The sequence below is a fragment of the Chitinophaga filiformis genome, assembly GCF_900102545.1.
In the GTDB taxonomy this organism is placed as follows: domain Bacteria; phylum Bacteroidota; class Bacteroidia; order Chitinophagales; family Chitinophagaceae; genus Chitinophaga; species Chitinophaga filiformis.
The window spans coordinates 668,477-686,653 of record NZ_FNBN01000001.1 but is presented as its reverse complement, the minus strand read 5'-3'; the positions used below and the strand labels follow the sequence as shown (position 1 = coordinate 686,653).

Sequence of the window (18,177 nt, the reverse complement as noted above, 5' to 3'; positions counted from 1 at the left end):
TATGAAGAACATTGCTATTATTCCACTACTCGTTATGGGCCTCTCTTACACCGCTACAGGTCAGGTGAAGAAGAAACAACAAAAAGTCCCGCAGGTCTCACAGTACACAGGCAACCGCGCTCCACTCTATCAGAAACCTTACATCGAGCTACCTTTAGGAGCTATCGAACCGCAGGGGTGGCTGAAAACAATGCTCGTCAATCAGAAGGAAGGCGCTACCGGTCAGCTTGATAAGCTTTATCCATTGGTAATGGGTCCGCGAAATGGCTGGCTGGGTGGTGATGGCGATCAGTGGGAACGTGGTCCTTACTGGATTGACGGACTGCTGCCGCTGGCCTACATCCTGAAAGACACGATGCTGATCGCCCGGGTAAAACCCTGGGTGGAATGGACGATCAAAAGCCAGCAGCCAGATGGCTACTTTGGTCCCTCCAGGGATTATCCTTATGAGCCGGGTATACAACGTGACAATAGTCGTGACTGGTGGCCTAAGATGGTCATGCTGAAAGTACTGAAACAATACTATTCCGCTACCGGCGATCAGCGGGTCATTACCCTGCTGACCAATTATTTCAGGTATCAGCTGAAACAATTACCCACCTTCCCACTGGATCATTGGTCTTTCTGGGGCAGGTACCGTGCCGGAGATAATCTGATGGTGATATACTGGTTGTATAATATTACCGGCGACCAGTTCCTGCTGGACCTTGCTAACCTGATGCACAAACAGACCTTCGACTTTACAACGGCCTTTTTACACAGCGATATGTTGCGCCGTCCCGGCAGTATTCATGGCGTGAACCTGGCGCAGGGTATGAAAGAACCTGTGATATATTATCAGCAACATCCGGATAAAATATACCTGGACGCTACAAAAACAGGCTTTGAAGATCTGCGGAGATATAATGGCATGGCTCATGGCTTGTACGGCGGAGATGAAGCCTTACATGGCAATAATCCTACCCAGGGATCTGAACTTTGTACAGCTGTGGAAATGATGTTCACATTGGAAAGCATACTGGAGATCAGCGGTGATGTTAGTTATGCAGATCAACTGGAGAAGATTGCATTCAATGCGTTGCCTTCGCAGATCGCGGAAGACTTTATACAAAGACAATATTTTCAGCAGGCCAACCAGGTGATGGCTACCCGGTATACCCGCAATTTTGATGTGAACCATAGCGGTACAGATCTTTGTTATGGTCTACTCTCAGGGTATCCCTGCTGCACTTCCAATATGCATCAGGGTTGGCCTAAGTTCACCCAGAACCTCTGGTATGCTACCGCAGATAAAGGCATTGCTGCATTGCTGTATGCGCCCAGCGAAGTGACTACCTACGTAGGAGATCATACAGAAATCTCTTTTAAAGAGGAGACCAGCTATCCGTTTGGAGAATCCATCCGCTTCACCTTATCCACCGGAAAGAAAAATACAAAGGTGGCATTCCCTTTTCATCTGCGCATTCCTGCCTGGTGTAAGCAGGCCACTGTGAAAGTGAACGGACAGGTATGGAAAGAAGTAGAAGGCAACCAGGTGGTAAAGGTTGATCGTACCTGGAATGCTGGAGATGTAGTGGAACTGTTGCTACCTATGCAGATCTCCAAAAGCAGATGGTATGAAAATTCCATGTCTGTTGAGCGTGGTCCTATTACTTACGCATTGAAAATAGGTGAAGAGATAAAAAAAGTAACAAATGATAAAGACCCGATAGAATATGGAGGCACTTATTTCGAAGTACGCCCTACCACTCCCTGGAATTATGGCCTGATAGAAGTACCTGATGATAAACTGCAGGAGAGTTATATTGTGGAAAAAAAAGATAGTACGGTTAGTTATCCGTGGAAGCTGGAACATGCGCCGGTATTGATCAGAACTAAAGCAAAACGTATTCCTTCCTGGAATTTATACAATGAAATGAGCGGGCCTATTCCATATACTATGACGTATGGATTAGAGACAGGAGAAGCGGAGGATATTATTCTGGTGCCTTATGGTTGTACAAGACTCAGGATTTCGCAGTTTCCGGTAGTTGGTAGATAACGTTATAAATTGTATTACATGAAATATCTGAACAGCGTACTGGTATTCCTGTCTGTACTGATGATCTTCATACCGGCCAGCCATGGCCAAAATACACCTGTGGTAGCAGGCAGGATCTATCGTTCTGTTGATCAGGGCGAAAGCTGGCAACACATAGATAAGGGTTTCCCTGCTGCAGCTGTTGTAAATGACTTTGCATTTCATAAAGGGATGTACTTTGCAGGTACCGAAGGGCATGGCGTGTATGTAAGCAAAGATCATTTGCGTAGCTGGAACAAAACAGGAACCGGACTTCCGGCTGATATCAAGATAGATGCTATTGAAGGAATAGGCGACGTGCTGGTATTAGGTAGTAATCAACATGGTATCTATGTTTCTACAGATAATGGCGCGGGTTGGCATGCTTCCAACGATGGATTGACAAATAGGACGGTACGCTGTTTATATGTTTATGGTACTTCTATATTGGCTGGTACTAATGACGGTATCTTCATTTCCCGCAATAAGGGGAAAACATGGAAGCATGTATTAGCAGACATGCAGGTCAATGGTTTTACAGCGCTGAATGGGAAGCTTTATGCAGGTGTCAATAAGGGTATTTTATTATCTGTGGATAACGGTGATAGCTGGCGTTCCATCTTCAATGCACATACTTTGCATAATATCTCCAATGATGGTGAATACATATTTGCACTTTGTTATGGCCCGATTGTGTTGAAAACAAAAGATGATGGTGCACACTGGATACAATCAGATAAAGGATTACCTGAGTTATATACATTTCAGTTACAGCGCACAGAGGAAAGACTGATCGCCTGCCAATGGGATGGAATATATAAGTCTGATAATAATGGTGGCAGTTGGGAGAAGAGTAGTAATGGTCTGCCTCCTGGCCTTGCATTTACAGAACTGCTGATAACAAACGATGGTATTATAGCAGCCTGTCCACCCTTAAAAAGATTAAAGTGAATACTAGTTCTGTAATGTTTGTTTATTCACATTGAATTTATACACCGTTGGCGATGTGCTGTGTACTGTATTGGTAGTCGACTAAGAATAATTGATGGAATGAATGTTATGATTTTATGGTTATAGCAACAGGATATTATAATCAATAAATCAATTATTTAAATTTAGTCTTATGCCAGAACCAGCACTTAAGATCGTTGAGTCGAGTGATGAAGCTAATAATACCAGAAAAAAGGTTGAGGAAAAGGAGTTGAAGGAAAGAATATCTTCCACACATACAGAAGAGCTTATAATAGGATTGTGTGGTCCAATTGGAACAGACATTCATTTCGTGGCGGATCAGTTTAAGCGTATTTTGGAAAATGAGTATAATTATGAGTGTCGTATTATTAAACTCAGTTCGATTATCAGGAAGAATGCACATGGGGGACCGTCAACAGTTCTTGCTTCAAAATATGCGGAGCTTGAAGCGTTAATCAATGCGGGAAATGATTTTAGGAAACAAAATGGAGCTAATATACTAGCCCAATTGGCCATCAGTGAGATTGCTATCCATAGGGAAAAATTGAAACTAAAAGCACAAGACGACACATTTAAAACAAAAAGGGTGTGCTATATCGTGGATTCTATCAAGAATCACGAGGAATTGGAATTATTCCGGCTTATTTACTCAGAACTTTTTTACTTTGTTGGTGTTTTCTCAAATGTTCAGACACGAGAGAAAAATCTTGAGAAAAAGGGATTGAAAAAGGAGGATATATATAATCTGATAGACAGGGATTCAGGCGAAGAATTGAAATTTGGTCAAAGAGTCTCTGAAACATTTGTTCAGGCAGATTTTTTTCTTCGTTTGGAACAATCTCATCCTCCTGTTATTGTATCTAAAATATCACGTTTCTTAAACTTAATATTTAACTCAGATATTGTAACTCCGACAAGCCATGAGACGGCTATGTATCAGGCGTTTGCCGCGGCAGGTAATTCAGCATGTTTAAGTAGGCAGGTAGGGGCCTCTATCATAGATGAAAAAGGCGAAATTATCTCGGTTGGTTGGAATGATGTACCGAGATTTAAAGGAGGAGTATATAAATCAATAGTACAGGATCCATTAGGGCAGGAAGATCACAGATGTATGAATTTTGAGGGAGGCAAGTGCTCCAATGATGAGGAAAAAGCTTTAATACGTGATGTCCTGGTCAGTGAACTTGTGGCAAGGAACTTTGTTAAGAAAGAAGATATAGCAGAGGTTACTGCCGTTATAAAAAGCTCCCGCTTAAAGGAATTGATAGAGTTTTCACGGGCTGTTCATGCTGAAATGCATGCTATCATAGAGGGCAGCCAGAAAGGTGCGCAAGGGATGAGAGGAGGCAAATTATATTGCACAACCTATCCATGCCACAATTGTGCGAGGCATATTGTTGCTGCTGGTATTACAGAGGTTTACTATATTGAACCTTATCGGAAAAGTTTGGCGCTGAAGTTGCACTATGATTCTATTACTGAAAATGAAACAGAAGAGGATAAACTCAGGATTCTTTTATTTGATGGAGTTTCTCCAAGGCGGTTCCTTGAACTTTTTAAAATGTCTTCTGGTCATATAAGGAAGGACCAGGGGAAAAAGGTAGTAACAGAGAAAAAAAATGCCTTGCCGAAGAAAACCATATCTTTGCAAGCGATTCCTATTTTAGAAAAGGAAGTTATTAAGGAATTGAAAAGTAAGCATTTAATTAAAACTGATGAAAGATAAGAAGGATAATACCAGTAATATCAACACGTCTGGACAATGTTTAGACCAGGGAAACACTGGTGACAAAGACTTGAGTAGTCGTAGTACTCTTACCAATTCTACAGCGAAAGAAAGATCTGAAGCTAAAATCATTCAGATGGATACAAATGCATACTTGTATAGAAGTATCCTTAATAGAAAGATGGAGTAATCACTAAATTGATTACTAGATATAAAATATTGAAACCTGCTTATTAGCAGGTTTTTTTATTACCTGTGAGTATGAATCTGTTGGATTAATAACAGAAGAAGCGAATTAAGATAAGACAGCCGGCAACCACCAGGCCGGCTGTCTTACCTTAATTATTTTGCAGTATACACTCTCACCCAGTCAACATAAGTATCACCCAATACAATTTTTGCCGGATCAAGTGTTCCAAACTGATCCCCGCCAATAGCTGCATTCAAAGTAATATGCTGTGTTCTGTTAAAGAACTTTGGAATGAATTGTCCCGCAGGCGTTGATGACACTAATTTCCTTATAATGTTTCCATCAAACAGGAAGGTAACGGTATCTTTCTGCCAGATCGCTTCATATACGTGATAGCAGGTAGTTTGATCGGACTGCGACTTTACATAGGTCATAGAAAGTGTGTAATCGTGATCAGGAGTGCCAGCCTGGGCGCCATACCAGATATTGGTGTTATAGAGATCTCTTTCTCCAAATCCTTCCAGGATATCCAGTTCACCATTGGTTGGCCATTCACCACCGTACGACCAGAATGCCGGCCACATACCAAGACCCAAAGGTAGCTTCATACGGGCTGAGATACGCACTTTGGGAGTAGCCGTAGATGCCTTGAAATTATAGTTGGACTCAATTCTGCCGGAAGTGAAATTGAATGTTTTCTTCGTAGGATCATCAGGATCGGTAGCCCCGGTCACTTTCTCTCTTACAGGTTTAATTACCAGCTTGCCATCAACAATGCGAAGGTTTTTAGGAGTATACAGCTGCAGTTCGTTATTATAAGCACCACTGTTCCAGCGGTCCCACTTTGTACTGTCAAGCGTATTGAAGTTGTCTTCAAATACTTTCGTATAGCCTTGTGAGATTAATGTAGCCTCGTTCAGGTCATATTCGCAAACACCGGGTACCTGTACGGTAGGTGGTTCTGCTGCTACAATAGCTGTCTCATTCTTTTTGGGTTCCTGTGCATCATTTTTCTTTGAGCATGCAGTGATCCCTGCCATTGCCAACAGGCAATAGCTTAACAATTGTGTTTTTCTCATGGTTATCCTTTTTGTATTTCTAAATGGATGTTTAAAGATTAGACAACACCGTTAAAACATACTTTGATACCAGGAGAAAAAATAACATGCTATAAATAGATATTCACTTTATATAAGTACCATCCGCCTCCCAGCGATCTTAACATGATGACCTTGTCTGGTCGTAATTCAGGCAGATATTTTTTGTGAGGAGTATAAAGATATCCCACCTGATCGTTCATTATATGAAAGTCGATACATTCAGCAGGCAGGAATCCACCAGTGGTAACATTGCTGATCAATAGCGGGCTATACGCTGGTGTTCGCGTATTTACTAATGTCGGAGTTTCTGTTTCGGGAGATTTTGACGTCTTATTTACCTCCTTCAATAGCTGGTTAAATGTTGCTTTATGTCGATGGAAATGTGCAACGAGACTATCATCAGGAGCTAACTTCAGGCGCAGGCTATTCAGTATAAAGAAAAACTCTTCTTTACTTTTATAGGGCGAATACTCCTGGTGCTGATAAATAGCGATAAGACTATCCAGCTGAGCTGAAGATATTGCTTCCATTTCCTGCTTTCTATGTTCGTGCAGGCGGGCAAGTGTAGGAGTTGCCATAGCATACATTTTCCAGCGGGAACTGTCTTTTGTAAAGAAAAGATATTTATCTGTTGTCTTTCCTTTACTGTCCTGGGTGTTCATCGCGACTACTGCATTACTGTCTGTCTGCTGGATAAGCAGGAAAGACGCGTTTGCTGTTGCAGGCATATCCAGTCCGTTCGGGTGGCCGCTATAATCGCCGGTACTATGTTGATTGACAAAATCAGGAGTAGTTTTTGGGTCAAAGATCGCTTTGGCTACATCAAGCGGCTTGAGGGTCTGTCCTGAACAGGAGAATGCACCCAATATGCAGGCAGTCAGGATAAATATAGGTAGTCCTTTTCTCATCCGGGCAATTTAGCAAAAATTATCACAGGAGTTTTTGTATTATGTAGAACAGAATGTTGATAACCCATGAAACACGTTACGATTTTACTGATACTACTGATATGCAGTGCATTTAATCTACCGGATAAAACCATCGTCAATGTATTGCGTGAGCAGGTACTCAAAGAAGCTGCCTGGGCGAAACAGCAGAAACCTGTCACGGTAACAGCAGAAACCTGTTCACGCAGTGTAGGAGGTAAGCATGATTTTTACTCTGAAGGCGATTATTGGTGGCCTAATCCTGCTCATCCGGATAGTCCTTATATCCAAAAGGATGGTATGACTAACCCTGACAACTTTGTTGCCCATCGTCATGCGATGATCCGTTTCAGCCGGATCATAGGCGCATTAGCGTCTGCCTATCGTATTACGGGTAATACCGTCTATGTTCGGGAAGCCTTGCCGCATTTACGTGCATGGTTCACAGATACCGCTACCCTTATGCATCCTAACCTGCAATATGCCCAGGCTATTAAGGGTAGATTCTCCGGCAGGGGCATCGGTATTATTGACGCCATCCACCTCATGGAGGTGGCCCAGGGAGTATTTGTCATGCAGGATGCCCCTGCCTTTGATAAAAGGTTGTTAAAAGGTATCCGGGGATGGTTTACAGATTACCTGCATTGGCTGACAACCCATCAGTATGGCAAGGATGAGATGAATGCGAAGAACAATCACGGCACCTGCTGGGTGATGCAGACAGCCTGTTTTGCCCGCTTCACCGGTGATACGGCTTTATTGCGCTTTTGCCGGGACAGGTACAAACAGGTGCTACTACCTAACCAGATGGCTGCCGATGGCAGCTTCCCGCTGGAATTGGCCAGAACGAAGCCTTACGGGTACTCCCTGTTCAACCTGGATGCCATGGTCACTACCTGCCAGATCCTTTCCGACAAGGAAAATGACTTATGGACATACCAGTTACCTGACGGCCGCAGCATTAAAAAAGGGATCACTTTCCTGTACCCATATGTAGCCGACAAGGGAAAATGGCCTTATAAAAAAGATGTCATGTATTGGGACGAATGGCCGGTAGCACACCCTTTCCTGGTATTTGGCGCTGAGGCGTATCAGCAACAGGAATGGTTAGATACCTGGAAAAAACTGGACCACCAGCCGTCCAATGCCGAGGTGGTGCGTAATCTGCCCATACGGCATCCACTGATATGGTTATAAAGTAATAGAGACATGGATATCGGAACAATCATCGCCTTTATTGCCATCATTGTATTGGTTATATTGAGGGCGCGATAAGCTAAAAAGGCTAAGAGAGGAGAAGGACTAGGTCTTTCTCAGTGTGATGCTGCAAAACTGGCATTTTTGGGGCCGATATCAGTGGTCGAACAAGCGTCGAACAAGCGTCGAACTAGCGTCGAATCTCCGACGGTAAAGCGATTAATGTCAAACTGGCATAAAAATGTGGGCATTACCGCGGGACTGGAGGCCCTCACTAAGCAAGACATACTAACAATACCGGATTATCCGCGTCCATAGACCCCGGTAGGGGTCTTTGTGTTTATAGCGCGGGGTGATAACCCCGGGGACAAAATGCGGGCGGCGGCCCGGCCCCGTGTGGTGTCCGTCACAAAATGTTATCGGTCCACGTATGCGTCGGGGATGCGTCGTGTATATCCCGTGTATACGCCGTGTATAAAGCGTGTCGGATATCCCTCGGCGAAGTTATCAAAATGCTAATATTTTTAGCATTTTGATATTATTCCCGTACCTTTGTACCCTATGCAACTTTTTGATGATTGTGAACTGTTTGATGAGGGGACAAGGCGTTATGTAGATTTTCAATTACCCGGTACAGAGCTCAGACTCTGGGAGCAATTTTTCTCTAAGGCCGAGTCAGATAAATACTTCAAATTACTCAAAGACACCCCCCCCTGGCAACAGCGAACCCGGAAAATGTATGACAGAATCCTCCCGGATCCCCGTTTAACCGCCTATTATGGAGGCGACAAGGGATTGGAATGGACGGCAGAGCTGCTGGAGATCAAAGCTAAAGTTGAAGCAGAATGCGGTATCGAATTTGACCGGGTGCTGCTGAACTACTACCGGGACGGAAATGATTCCGTTTCCTGGCACAGTGATACATTACCCAAGGACGGCAGGCACCACCCTATAGCCTCTGTCACCTTCGGAGAAACCAGGCTTTTTAAGGTAAGACCTAAGAATCATGTGGGAGTGGCCCTCCTGGACATCCCCTTAACCCATGGCAGCTTCCTGCTGATGGGAGAAGCCATGCAGGAGCTTTACGAACATCATATCCCTAAAACGTCCAGAAAGATCGGTGCCCGTATCAATCTCACATTTCGCATTTCTGAGGCCGGAAAACCGGTTTATTATATTAGTTAGATATCCAGGCCATTACTTCAGGGAAAAAGCTTAATCTGGCACCTTAAATTGCGATTGCCTGCTATGGACAACAACGGGATACAAGCCGACAGAAACAAAGAAAAGCATCCGGAAGACCATACATTATTCGGCGACCCTGCTGCACAGGATCGACTACGGCAGGGGCTGGAAGATATGTATTATCTGATCAACAGAGACTATCCGATAAAGGCTTCGCTGGCTTTAGTCGGCAACAGGTATAACCTGGTCAAACGGCAGTTGACGGCTTTACAGGGAATGAGCTGCTCCGGGCTGCAACTGCAACAACGGAAACAGAAAGAACTACTTCCTGAAGCATTACGCAGCAAAACGATCTATATAGATGGCTTTAATCTGCTAATCCTGTTAGAAACAGCTTATTCCGGTGGTTTTGTATTTAAAGGATTGGACGGATGCTATCGCGACATCTCATCCGTTCACGGCGCCTATAAAATGATCAATCAAACCGGAGATGTACTGGTATTGATCGGTGAAATGCTTCGCAGATTGGAAGTAGCAAAAGCGATCTGGATTTTCGATGCACCCATTTCCAATAGCGGAAAATTGAAAGGCTTTTGTTATGAACTGGCGGAGAAACATCAATTCCCCTGGGAAATACATCTTGAAAATTCCCCTGATAAATTCCTGATAACAGGTGATAAAATAGTCTGTAGTTCAGATGCCTGGATATTGGATGAATGTGCTGCCTGGTTTAATATGGGAGCATGGATGATCAATAATGAAAAAGACAGACAGCTGAATATTGTAGATACTCAATTACAACTGTAAATGCAAAACTCATATACTTGAATAAGCTGTGGACAATGAGATAGATATACAGCATTCAGCATTGCAGAAGCTTCCAGTGAACGTTATTACAATCCTTGAACAGCAATGTTCCTGCAATAATTAAGAGGTAGTTGAAGTTGTATGCAACTACCTTCTGACTATATGCACTGTTGTTTATATCGAAATTCTTCGTACATTTGTACGCGAAATTTAAAAGCATTAATCACAATGAAAAAGATTCTTTCATATCAATCAGCGTTCAACGCAAGTGCTGCCATCAGAGCAGTAATTGCAAGCACCTGCATTGTCTTAATTAAAGACGGGGAGGCAGATCCTTGCCCGGATATGAGAGGTTAATTATTGTGTCTGGATATTCTTCAGAGGCCTCTTCATCCGAAGGGGCCTTTTTATTTGTCTCCCCCTATTCTTCAGTCAGCAATGTTTAGTTACATGTCATCAGCAGTTACAAACAACTGTTACATGGGATATGTATATCCGTACACTAAGCTTCAACTAAATTTTCATTAACAACATTTATAACACGCAATATGATAGCCATTATCAAAACATTGACAATATTCTTTACACGGCATGTCCGGTAACGTATAGTGCTATGCATATTGCAGCGAGCCTTCCGTTACCAGAGCGGAAGGCTTTTTTTATTGCTTTAAAATTAATAGAAATGAAACGACAGGAACTGTTCAGAAATATAGGAATCATGGCGCATGTGGATGCCGGTAAAACAACCGTTACAGAACGCATGCTGTATTACACAGGACTTACACACAAGTTAGGTAGTGTTGATGAAGGAAATACCGTCATGGATAGCGATCCGCAGGAAGAGAAACGTGGTATCACCATATCCTCTGCGGCTATCACTACCTGGTGGCAACTCGATGGTAATAAATACCAGGTGAATATTATAGACACGCCGGGTCACGTTGATTTCACTGCAGAAGTAGAACGCTCCCTGCGTGTACTGGATGGCGCCATTGCGGTGTTCTGTGCGAAATCAGGTGTACAGCCACAGTCTGAAACGGTATGGCAACAGGCCAATCGTTATCATGTGCCACGTATTGTGATGATCAATAAGATGGACAGACAGGGCGCTGACTTCCGTCGCGTCGTGAAAGAGATCCGTGATGTATTACATACGAATGCAGTGCCCGTGCAATTGCCTATTGGTGCAGAAGATGCTTTCTCCGGTGTGATTGATCTGATCACGATGAAGGCTTATGTATGGGATAGTCAGGATGGTAAAACATATACCGTTACAGACATCCCGGCCGATATGCTAGCGGATGCTGAACAGGCACGTATTACATTGCTGGAAGAGCTGTCATTATATGACGAACGCATTTTTGAAAGCTATACCACTGATCCTGCTACTGTATCCGTAGAAGAAATCTATCGTGCCTTGCGCAGTGCTACCTTACAGATGCAGGTTATTCCTGTACTGGCAGGTGCTGCCTATCGCAATAAAGGTGTACAGCCATTGCTGGATGCTGTAGTCCGCTATCTCCCTGCTCCGGCAGATGTGAAAGAGATACATGTTACGGACCCGGAAACGGAGGAAAGCATGCAGGTCACTACTACAGAAGAAAGTCCGTTTGCTGCCCTGGCCTTTAAGATCATCTCTGATGATTATGCCGGCAAATTGACCTTTGTGAGAGTATACGCAGGTACTTTACGTACAGGTGATACTGTATGGAATGGTCGTACCGGTAAGAAGGTGCGTATCAGTCGTCTGATGCGTATCATGTCTGACAAATATGAAACCGCAGATGTGATCAGTGCTGGTGATATCGGTGCGGTAGTAGGTCTGAAGGATGTGCGTACCGGCGATACCCTGTCCGATCCGGACAGACCTGTATTGCTGGAGAAGATCAGCTTCCCTGAACCGATGATGGGTTATGCTATCGAGGCGAAGGTAGCCAAGGATGTGAACAGACTGGGTGAGGCGCTTGCGAAGTTGGTGGAAGAAGATCCTACCCTGACAGTAACCGTCGATGCGGCTTCCGGTCAGACCATCCTCAAAGGAATGGGCGAGTTGCACCTGGAAGTGGTGCTGGAAAAACTGGCCACCAATTACCAGTTGGAGATCAACAAAGGCCAACCGCAGATCGCTTACAAAGAAGTGTTCACCAACACAGTGCAACACAAAGAGGTGTATAAGAAACAGAACGGTGGCTCTGGCAACTTTGCGGAGATCGTATTTGAACTGTCGCCGCGTGAAGACGGACAACCAGGTCTGGAGTTTATTAATGAAGTCACCGGCGGCGCTATCCCGCGTGAGTTCATCCCTTCTGTGAAGAAAGGCTTTGAAGAAGCGATGCAGAATGGTGTGCTGGCGGGTTATCCAGTACAATCCATGCGGGTGCGCTTGCTGGACGGCGATATCCATGAGAAAGACTCTCATGCGCTGGACTTTGAACATGCTGCCCTGATGGGCTTCCGTGTGGCAGCTGCGAAAGCGGCTCCCCGTTTGCTGGAGCCTTTCATGAGTGTGGAAGTGACCCTGCCGGAAGAACATACCGGCGCTATCACGGGTGATCTGAACAGGCGTCGTGGTGTGATCCGTGGAATGGAGATGAAGGCGAGTGCCCAGTATATCAAAGCGGAAGTACCCTTGTCAGATCTGTTCGGATATGTGACCACCTTGCGTACGCTTTCCTCAGGAAGAGCTGCTGCATCTGTTACATTCCAGGATTATCAACTGGTACCGAATAGTATTGCCAGTAAAATACTGGTGGAACACTAACAAAGAAGAAGAGCCTGTATCAAAAACATGATGCAGGCTCTTCTTATTCGGGTACCTGATGGTGACAGGTAGTTATTTAAGCAATTCTAAGGACACAAATTTATTTTTGATGCTCCCTCTTTTTCTATTTCTGTAATACCATGATATTGTTCATCATAAAGGCGTCTCCGCCTTCTGCTACAATGTTGTAGACAGCCTGCTTGCCCCCGGCAGCTTCTGTTTTATTTACAACGGTATATGTGACGAGTGTTTTGGTGTGTTCATCCATACAAAGCAGCTGATCGCCTGCTGTCACAGTACCCATCTGCTTTTTACCTGCAATCGTCAGCACGGGATGGTTCGGTGTTGCCTGTAATACCTTGCCTGACAAGGTAACGACATGTGCACCTGCGGCTTCCTGTTCAGCTGCATGCATAACCAGCAAACGCGTGATAGCATAGTTTTCAGCGGTATGTTTCACCAGCTCCTTTACACGAATAATGCTGGTCTGGTGAGTAGCTGCATCAGGACTGATGATCTCATCTCCCGGATGGATATCCCGCAATTCTTTCTGCGTTCCATTGGCTAATGTAACCAGCTGGTCTCCCGGGAAACAGATATCCGTACCATAAGTGCCTGCTTCTTCTTTCACGTTCTTACCTGCGTTCATGGTTTTGTACAACTGATAACTGAACTCTTTGGACAATACATAAGACAGTTTCAGCACATAGTTCTTCTCAACTTTATCAATAGCATGAATATCCTCAAAATATTGGTTCCAGATATCAGCATTGCTGTTGAAAAGTGGCATTACAGCAGTATACAGCTTGCCGCTTTCATTGGTGTAAAAGATGACAGTTGCAATCTCCTGCATGCTATCTTTCGCTACCAACCGGTACAGGTCTATCCTTTTTTTCTGACCATCATCGCCGGTAATGAAATAAGGTTTCCGCATTTCATAGCGGTCTAATACATAGGCATTGTTGAACTTTACATAAGTATCGTTATCCAGGTCTTTCACCGTAAACGACTTTGCCTTCACATATTCAGCAGTAGTGATAGGGCGGGATTGCGCCATTGCCTGCAGTATGCAAACAGAAGAGATTAATGTAAGCAGATATTTTTTCATACAGTCTGTTAGTTAAGATAATTCCTTGAATGCAGCAGCAAATGCCTGCATTTCATCCATACGTCCGATACTGATTCTGCACCATTCCTGGTTGTTCATCTTCCAGTTGCGTAAGCCTACACTTCTTTTCAGCATTTCCTCCGCAAAACGTTCACCGTCCATTTTGAGCGGGAACATGACGAAGTTCGTGTGTGACGGAATATAACTGTAGCCTTCCGCCTTCAGTGTATCATACAGGAACTGTTTGCTCTCTGTTGTTTTTTGCACTATTTCCTGCATATAGGCCTTGTCCTGGTAACTGGCCAATGCACCGCTGATAGCCGGTGCAGAGAGCGCCGCCCAGCTGCAGGATGTATGCGGCTGCAGTTTCGCTATGGTGGCTGGTTGTGCCACAATATAACCTAACCGCAATCCTGCCAGTCCGTATACTTTTGAGAAGGTACGGGCCACAATGATATTCTGTCCTTTCTTTACACTGCTGATCAATGTGGTGCCAGCGGCATCCGGCAGATAATCTATATATGCCTCGTCCACAAATACAGTCGTCTTTTGCGACACTCTTTCACAGAATGCTTTCAGCTTATCGCTATCTACAATTGTACCTGTTGGGTTATTAGGATTGCAGATGTACACCAGCTTAGTATCTGGTGTAATAGCTTTCTCCATAGCATCCAGGTCATGTGTATATTCTTTAGTCAGCGGGACTTTGATCCATTTGGCGTTCACCTTTTCACAGCGGGTAGGAAGATCGTCATAAGTAGGATCGGCGGTAACAATGTTGCCGCCATCCCTGCACAGACTCACAGCAGTACCTAAAAGCAGGGGAGAAGAACCGGAACTGAGCATCAGCATTTCCGGTGTGATGCCTTCATATGCACAGATCTTCTCTTCCAGCTCCGGCATCAATCTGATGGGATACTGATAGCTGGTCATAATGCTGTCCATAATAGCCTTTTTCGCATTGGCAGAAGGACCGAATGGATTCTCGTTGGCAAACAGTCTGGCTTTTAAGTTGGCAGGTAGCTTGGGGCCGATAGCCATGTCATTGGCATAAGCGGGGCTAGTACTGGCGACAGGAACCGCAGGTGCTGCCTGCAGCTGGCTGAGGGCCGGAGGAAGCATTGTTAATCCTCCGGTAAACAGTGCTGTGGTCTTCAGCCAGTCACGCCTGTTCATGGAGTTGGTGGTACTCATAGCAATTCGTTTTGGTTGTAAAAAAATCTATGTCATCAACTGCCTGTAGCAGTGGGATAAGTGATACGTTGTTCTGTTACCCTGGCATGGATATCAGCTACTGTTCTTCTGGCCGATTCAAATGCTCCTGCCATCCAGGCATTCAGGTAGGTAGTGTGTTCACCTGCGAAGTATACCTGTTTGTCTGCTTGTAATAAGCTCTTGTAGTTTGTTTGCCGGGTAGCGCCGGTGTACAATGCCCATCCTCCCATGCTGTAGGGAGTCTTATGCCAGCTCACTGAGAAGGAGGTTTCAAACTCTTTCATATACTGCGGATGTATCAGGCTGCCTTTCTCCAGCGCCAGTTTCTCCCGTTCTGTATGTGTGAGATTGCCTACCCGCTTTGCTTTGTCGTGAAAGTTATAGTAACCCAGCAGGATACCTTTTTTACCGAGATAGTCGTAAGAAGGGTAGAAGATCTGTGTCAGTTCATTGTTGGTATGAGTAATACCACCAAAGATCTGCTCATCTTCTTCCCAGAACCTTCTTTTGAATTGTAAGCCGATCTTCCCGGTGACCATATAAGGTACATAATCGATAGCGCGGCTCACATCGGAAGAGAAATTATGCTGGACATTGCTCAATACCGGCAATGGCAGCGTACAGATGCAAAGGTCACCCTGCAGTTCGTTGCTGCCTTTCTTATCCTTATAAATGACCTTCACGCCTTCCGGCTGATTCAGAATATCTGTTACCTCACATCCGAAGCGGATCATCTTACCTACCCGTTGTTCAAAAGCCCTGGCGATATTATCCATACCACCGATGGCCTGGAACATGGTCATCTGTAGTTCATACGTATACTCCGCCACGTTATAGAAGTCGGGGTCTGCCAGTCCGGAGGAAATGATATCCGCCAGCCGGTGAGGATCACCTATCTTGCCTGGTTTATCACCTGCCCCGGGGGATTCAATAAACCCGCGTCTGTCGGATGCCTTATACAGCTTGTCGATATCCAGTCCGCCTTCGGCCCTGAGATATTCCAGGATCTTTTGAGTATCCTCTTTACTCAGCGCGGTATCAATCTTTTGTTGATCAATGGCTTTGGCCAGTAGTTCGCTCGTATAACCGCGCAGGTCATTATGGATCTCTCTGGCCCTGATCTTCTTATTGGAGAGAGGCCCTTTACCTTCACTGAAGAAATAGGTGGCCTCGTTCACATTATTGTATACCTGTATGGGCACACCCAGTTCCCGGCAGTAATGCATAGTCAGCTCATGATGATGCGGAATGCGGGAGGGGCCTGCATTAAAGTACTGATCACTGTCGAAGGCGGCAGTCTGCGGGGCGATATCTGTTTCCTGATGAACGGTACCCTTACGGATACTCCAGCATCGTCCACCGGCTCTGTTACGTGCCTCCAGGATGGTACACTGGTATCCCAGCTTCGTTAACTCATAAGCAGCTGTCAGACCGGCAAGTCCTGCTCCGAGGATAATGATACGTTTACCATTTCCATTGCCCTGCAGGTCAAAGGCATGGGCGGGGGCTTTTTGTAACATTCCCAGTGCCAGCATAGCGGGATAGGCAGCGGCTACTTTCCCTGTCTGGGATAAGAAGGCTCTTCTTGAAATTGACATTTGGTTGATATATGATAAATCCTGAATACTTCGCTTCCTGTCCTAATTTAAAGATAATTGGCGACTGTTCCCTTTAATTTATTCAAATGGTATTATAAATAATATGTATATATTTTGTATATCTTGCAAAACAATTTCAGATTTTCGGATATGGGCATTTTCGCTAACTTATTTGGCCTTAGAAACAACAGGAACAGGCAGGGCATTCCTGCCCCGGTATTGACAGATATAGAGTTATTTGACAAAGAATTCCTGGCAGCTGCCGCACGTTATACCAGCAGACCCAAAGAAGAGATGAGTATGAGGGTCCGCTCAGAAGAAACTAATGAAGTAATCCCTTTCGCCATCGCTTTTCCTGAGGAGTTTGAAGCCTGGAAAGAAGTGAAATCCATCTGGGATAGGCGTGGTATCATTTATAAGATCTTAGACAATTCTATTGGTGATTCCATGAAGCTTTGGCAGGTAATAGAGCGTTTCAATATAGACCGCTATCCGGAGCATGCCCTGAAGATGGCGGCAGAACATGCCACCGGCCCTGATCTTACGGATGCCAATTTTCACATGGCAGTGGCCAGGTCTTATTTCATCCTCACTAAATACAAAGAGGCGGAAGAACGTGCCGAGAAAGCCCTTAACCTGGCGCCTAATCATCTGAAAGCAAAGATCCTGCTGGGGGATATCCTGCATTATACCCATAAAGAAGAACGTGCCCACGAACTATATAACGAAGTACTGCGTATCCGGTTTTTGAACGACAACCGGAAATCGCTGACGATTCCGGAACTGGTCTGTTTTGAACAGGACCTGCTACATTCCCCCGTATATGCTATCTCGTTACTGAAAGCCGATCCGGCTGTCACCGAAGCAACCTGGGACAACATAGCTGGTGAATTCTATCATTATCCTCATTTCAGGGCCGCCCATGCGTATTTCCTGATCCAGAAAGGAGAGCATATGAAGGGATTCGCAAAGCTGATGGTGTTAAGCAAAGAAATGCCCTGGTTCAAGGAGGGTGTAATTAACAGCTACAGCCTGATGCAGCAATTAGGATTGGAACCCCAGATGGGGGCAGATAAGGCTCGGCTGGAAGATATTATCCGCCGTGAACACTGGACGATGTGAGAATAATAAGCACCATGTCTCCGTTTGGTACAATCCCGGGTGTATATAACGCAATCATTCGCTGCGATCCGCTCCGCTAGGAGCTGCGTGTTTATAGCGCGGGGTGCAACCCCGGGCGGGGTGTAACCCCGGTTGGGATGATAACCCCGGGTGGGTGCAATCTCCCAGTTGTGTACAATCGGGATATGCATATAACGCAATCATTCGCTGC

At 44.9% G+C, this 18,177-nt stretch carries 13 protein-coding genes; 8 read left to right on the top strand and 5 right to left on the bottom strand.

The annotated features are described in order from the left end of the window. Nucleotide 1: 1 nt before the first annotated feature. From BLR32_RS02820 to BLR32_RS02810, 3 genes are all read left to right on the top strand, one after another. Nucleotides 2-2,041: a beta-L-arabinofuranosidase domain-containing protein gene (locus BLR32_RS02820; protein ID WP_089828721.1), complete on the top strand. Its 2,040-nt coding sequence runs from the start codon at nucleotides 2-4 to the stop codon at nucleotides 2,039-2,041. Nucleotides 2,042-2,059: 18 nt separating this feature from the next. Further along, complete coding sequence (locus BLR32_RS02815; protein WP_089828720.1) at nucleotides 2,060-3,010, top strand: sialidase family protein; 951 nt, start codon at nucleotides 2,060-2,062, stop codon at nucleotides 3,008-3,010. 172 nt (nucleotides 3,011-3,182) lie between these two features. Next, nucleotides 3,183-4,757: an anti-phage dCTP deaminase gene (locus tag BLR32_RS02810; protein ID WP_089828719.1), complete on the top strand. Its 1,575-nt coding sequence runs from the start codon at nucleotides 3,183-3,185 to the stop codon at nucleotides 4,755-4,757. Between the two features lie 342 nt (nucleotides 4,758-5,099). Here the strand turns inward: BLR32_RS02810 and BLR32_RS02800 are convergent, their stop codons facing one another. Continuing rightward, complete coding sequence (locus BLR32_RS02800) at nucleotides 5,100-6,026, bottom strand: glycoside hydrolase family 16 protein (protein ID WP_089828717.1); 927 nt, start codon at nucleotides 6,024-6,026, stop codon at nucleotides 5,100-5,102. An 89-nt stretch (nucleotides 6,027-6,115) separates the two neighbouring features. Further along, nucleotides 6,116-6,955 (bottom strand): hypothetical protein, encoded by an 840-nt coding sequence (locus BLR32_RS02795; RefSeq protein ID WP_089828716.1) that lies wholly within the window; start codon nucleotides 6,953-6,955, stop codon nucleotides 6,116-6,118. Nucleotides 6,956-7,021: 66 nt separating this feature from the next. Between BLR32_RS02795 and BLR32_RS02790 the strand changes: the two genes are divergently transcribed. From BLR32_RS02790 to fusA, 4 genes are all read left to right on the top strand, one after another. Continuing rightward, on the top strand, nucleotides 7,022-8,170 hold the full coding sequence (locus BLR32_RS02790; RefSeq protein ID WP_089828715.1) for an alginate lyase family protein: 1,149 nt from the start codon (nucleotides 7,022-7,024) through the stop codon (nucleotides 8,168-8,170). Between the two features lie 735 nt (nucleotides 8,171-8,905). After that, nucleotides 8,906-9,355, top strand: coding sequence for an alpha-ketoglutarate-dependent dioxygenase AlkB family protein (locus tag BLR32_RS02785; RefSeq protein ID WP_176842142.1), 450 nt, complete (start codon nucleotides 8,906-8,908; stop codon nucleotides 9,353-9,355). 63 nt (nucleotides 9,356-9,418) lie between these two features. Continuing rightward, nucleotides 9,419-10,162, top strand: a complete 744-nt coding sequence (locus BLR32_RS02780) for a DUF434 domain-containing protein (RefSeq protein ID WP_089828713.1) — start codon at nucleotides 9,419-9,421, stop codon at nucleotides 10,160-10,162. Between the two features lie 682 nt (nucleotides 10,163-10,844). Continuing rightward, nucleotides 10,845-12,923 (top strand): elongation factor G, encoded by a 2,079-nt coding sequence (gene fusA / locus BLR32_RS02775; protein WP_089828712.1) that lies wholly within the window; start codon nucleotides 10,845-10,847, stop codon nucleotides 12,921-12,923. 124 nt (nucleotides 12,924-13,047) lie between these two features. Here fusA and BLR32_RS02770 read toward each other — a convergent pair whose 3' ends face one another. The 3 genes from BLR32_RS02770 to BLR32_RS02760 are packed head-to-tail and all read right to left on the bottom strand — an operon-like array spanning nucleotide 13,048 to nucleotide 16,844. Next, on the bottom strand, nucleotides 13,048-14,031 hold the full coding sequence (locus tag BLR32_RS02770; RefSeq protein ID WP_089828711.1) for a Hint domain-containing protein: 984 nt from the start codon (nucleotides 14,029-14,031) through the stop codon (nucleotides 13,048-13,050). A 12-nt stretch (nucleotides 14,032-14,043) separates the two neighbouring features. Continuing rightward, nucleotides 14,044-15,225 carry a pyridoxal phosphate-dependent aminotransferase gene (locus BLR32_RS02765; RefSeq protein ID WP_089828710.1) on the bottom strand — a complete coding sequence of 394 codons (1,182 nt, stop codon included), beginning with the start codon at nucleotides 15,223-15,225 and terminating at the stop codon, nucleotides 14,044-14,046. Between the two features lie 35 nt (nucleotides 15,226-15,260). Then, nucleotides 15,261-16,844: a flavin monoamine oxidase family protein gene (locus BLR32_RS02760; protein WP_176842141.1), complete on the bottom strand. Its 1,584-nt coding sequence runs from the start codon at nucleotides 16,842-16,844 to the stop codon at nucleotides 15,261-15,263. Nucleotides 16,845-16,994: 150 nt separating this feature from the next. Between BLR32_RS02760 and BLR32_RS02755 the strand changes: the two genes are divergently transcribed. Then, a complete protein-coding gene (locus BLR32_RS02755; protein WP_089828709.1) occupies nucleotides 16,995-17,966 on the top strand; it encodes a tetratricopeptide repeat protein in 972 nt (323 codons plus the stop codon). The last annotated feature ends 211 nt before the right edge of the window (nucleotides 17,967-18,177 follow it).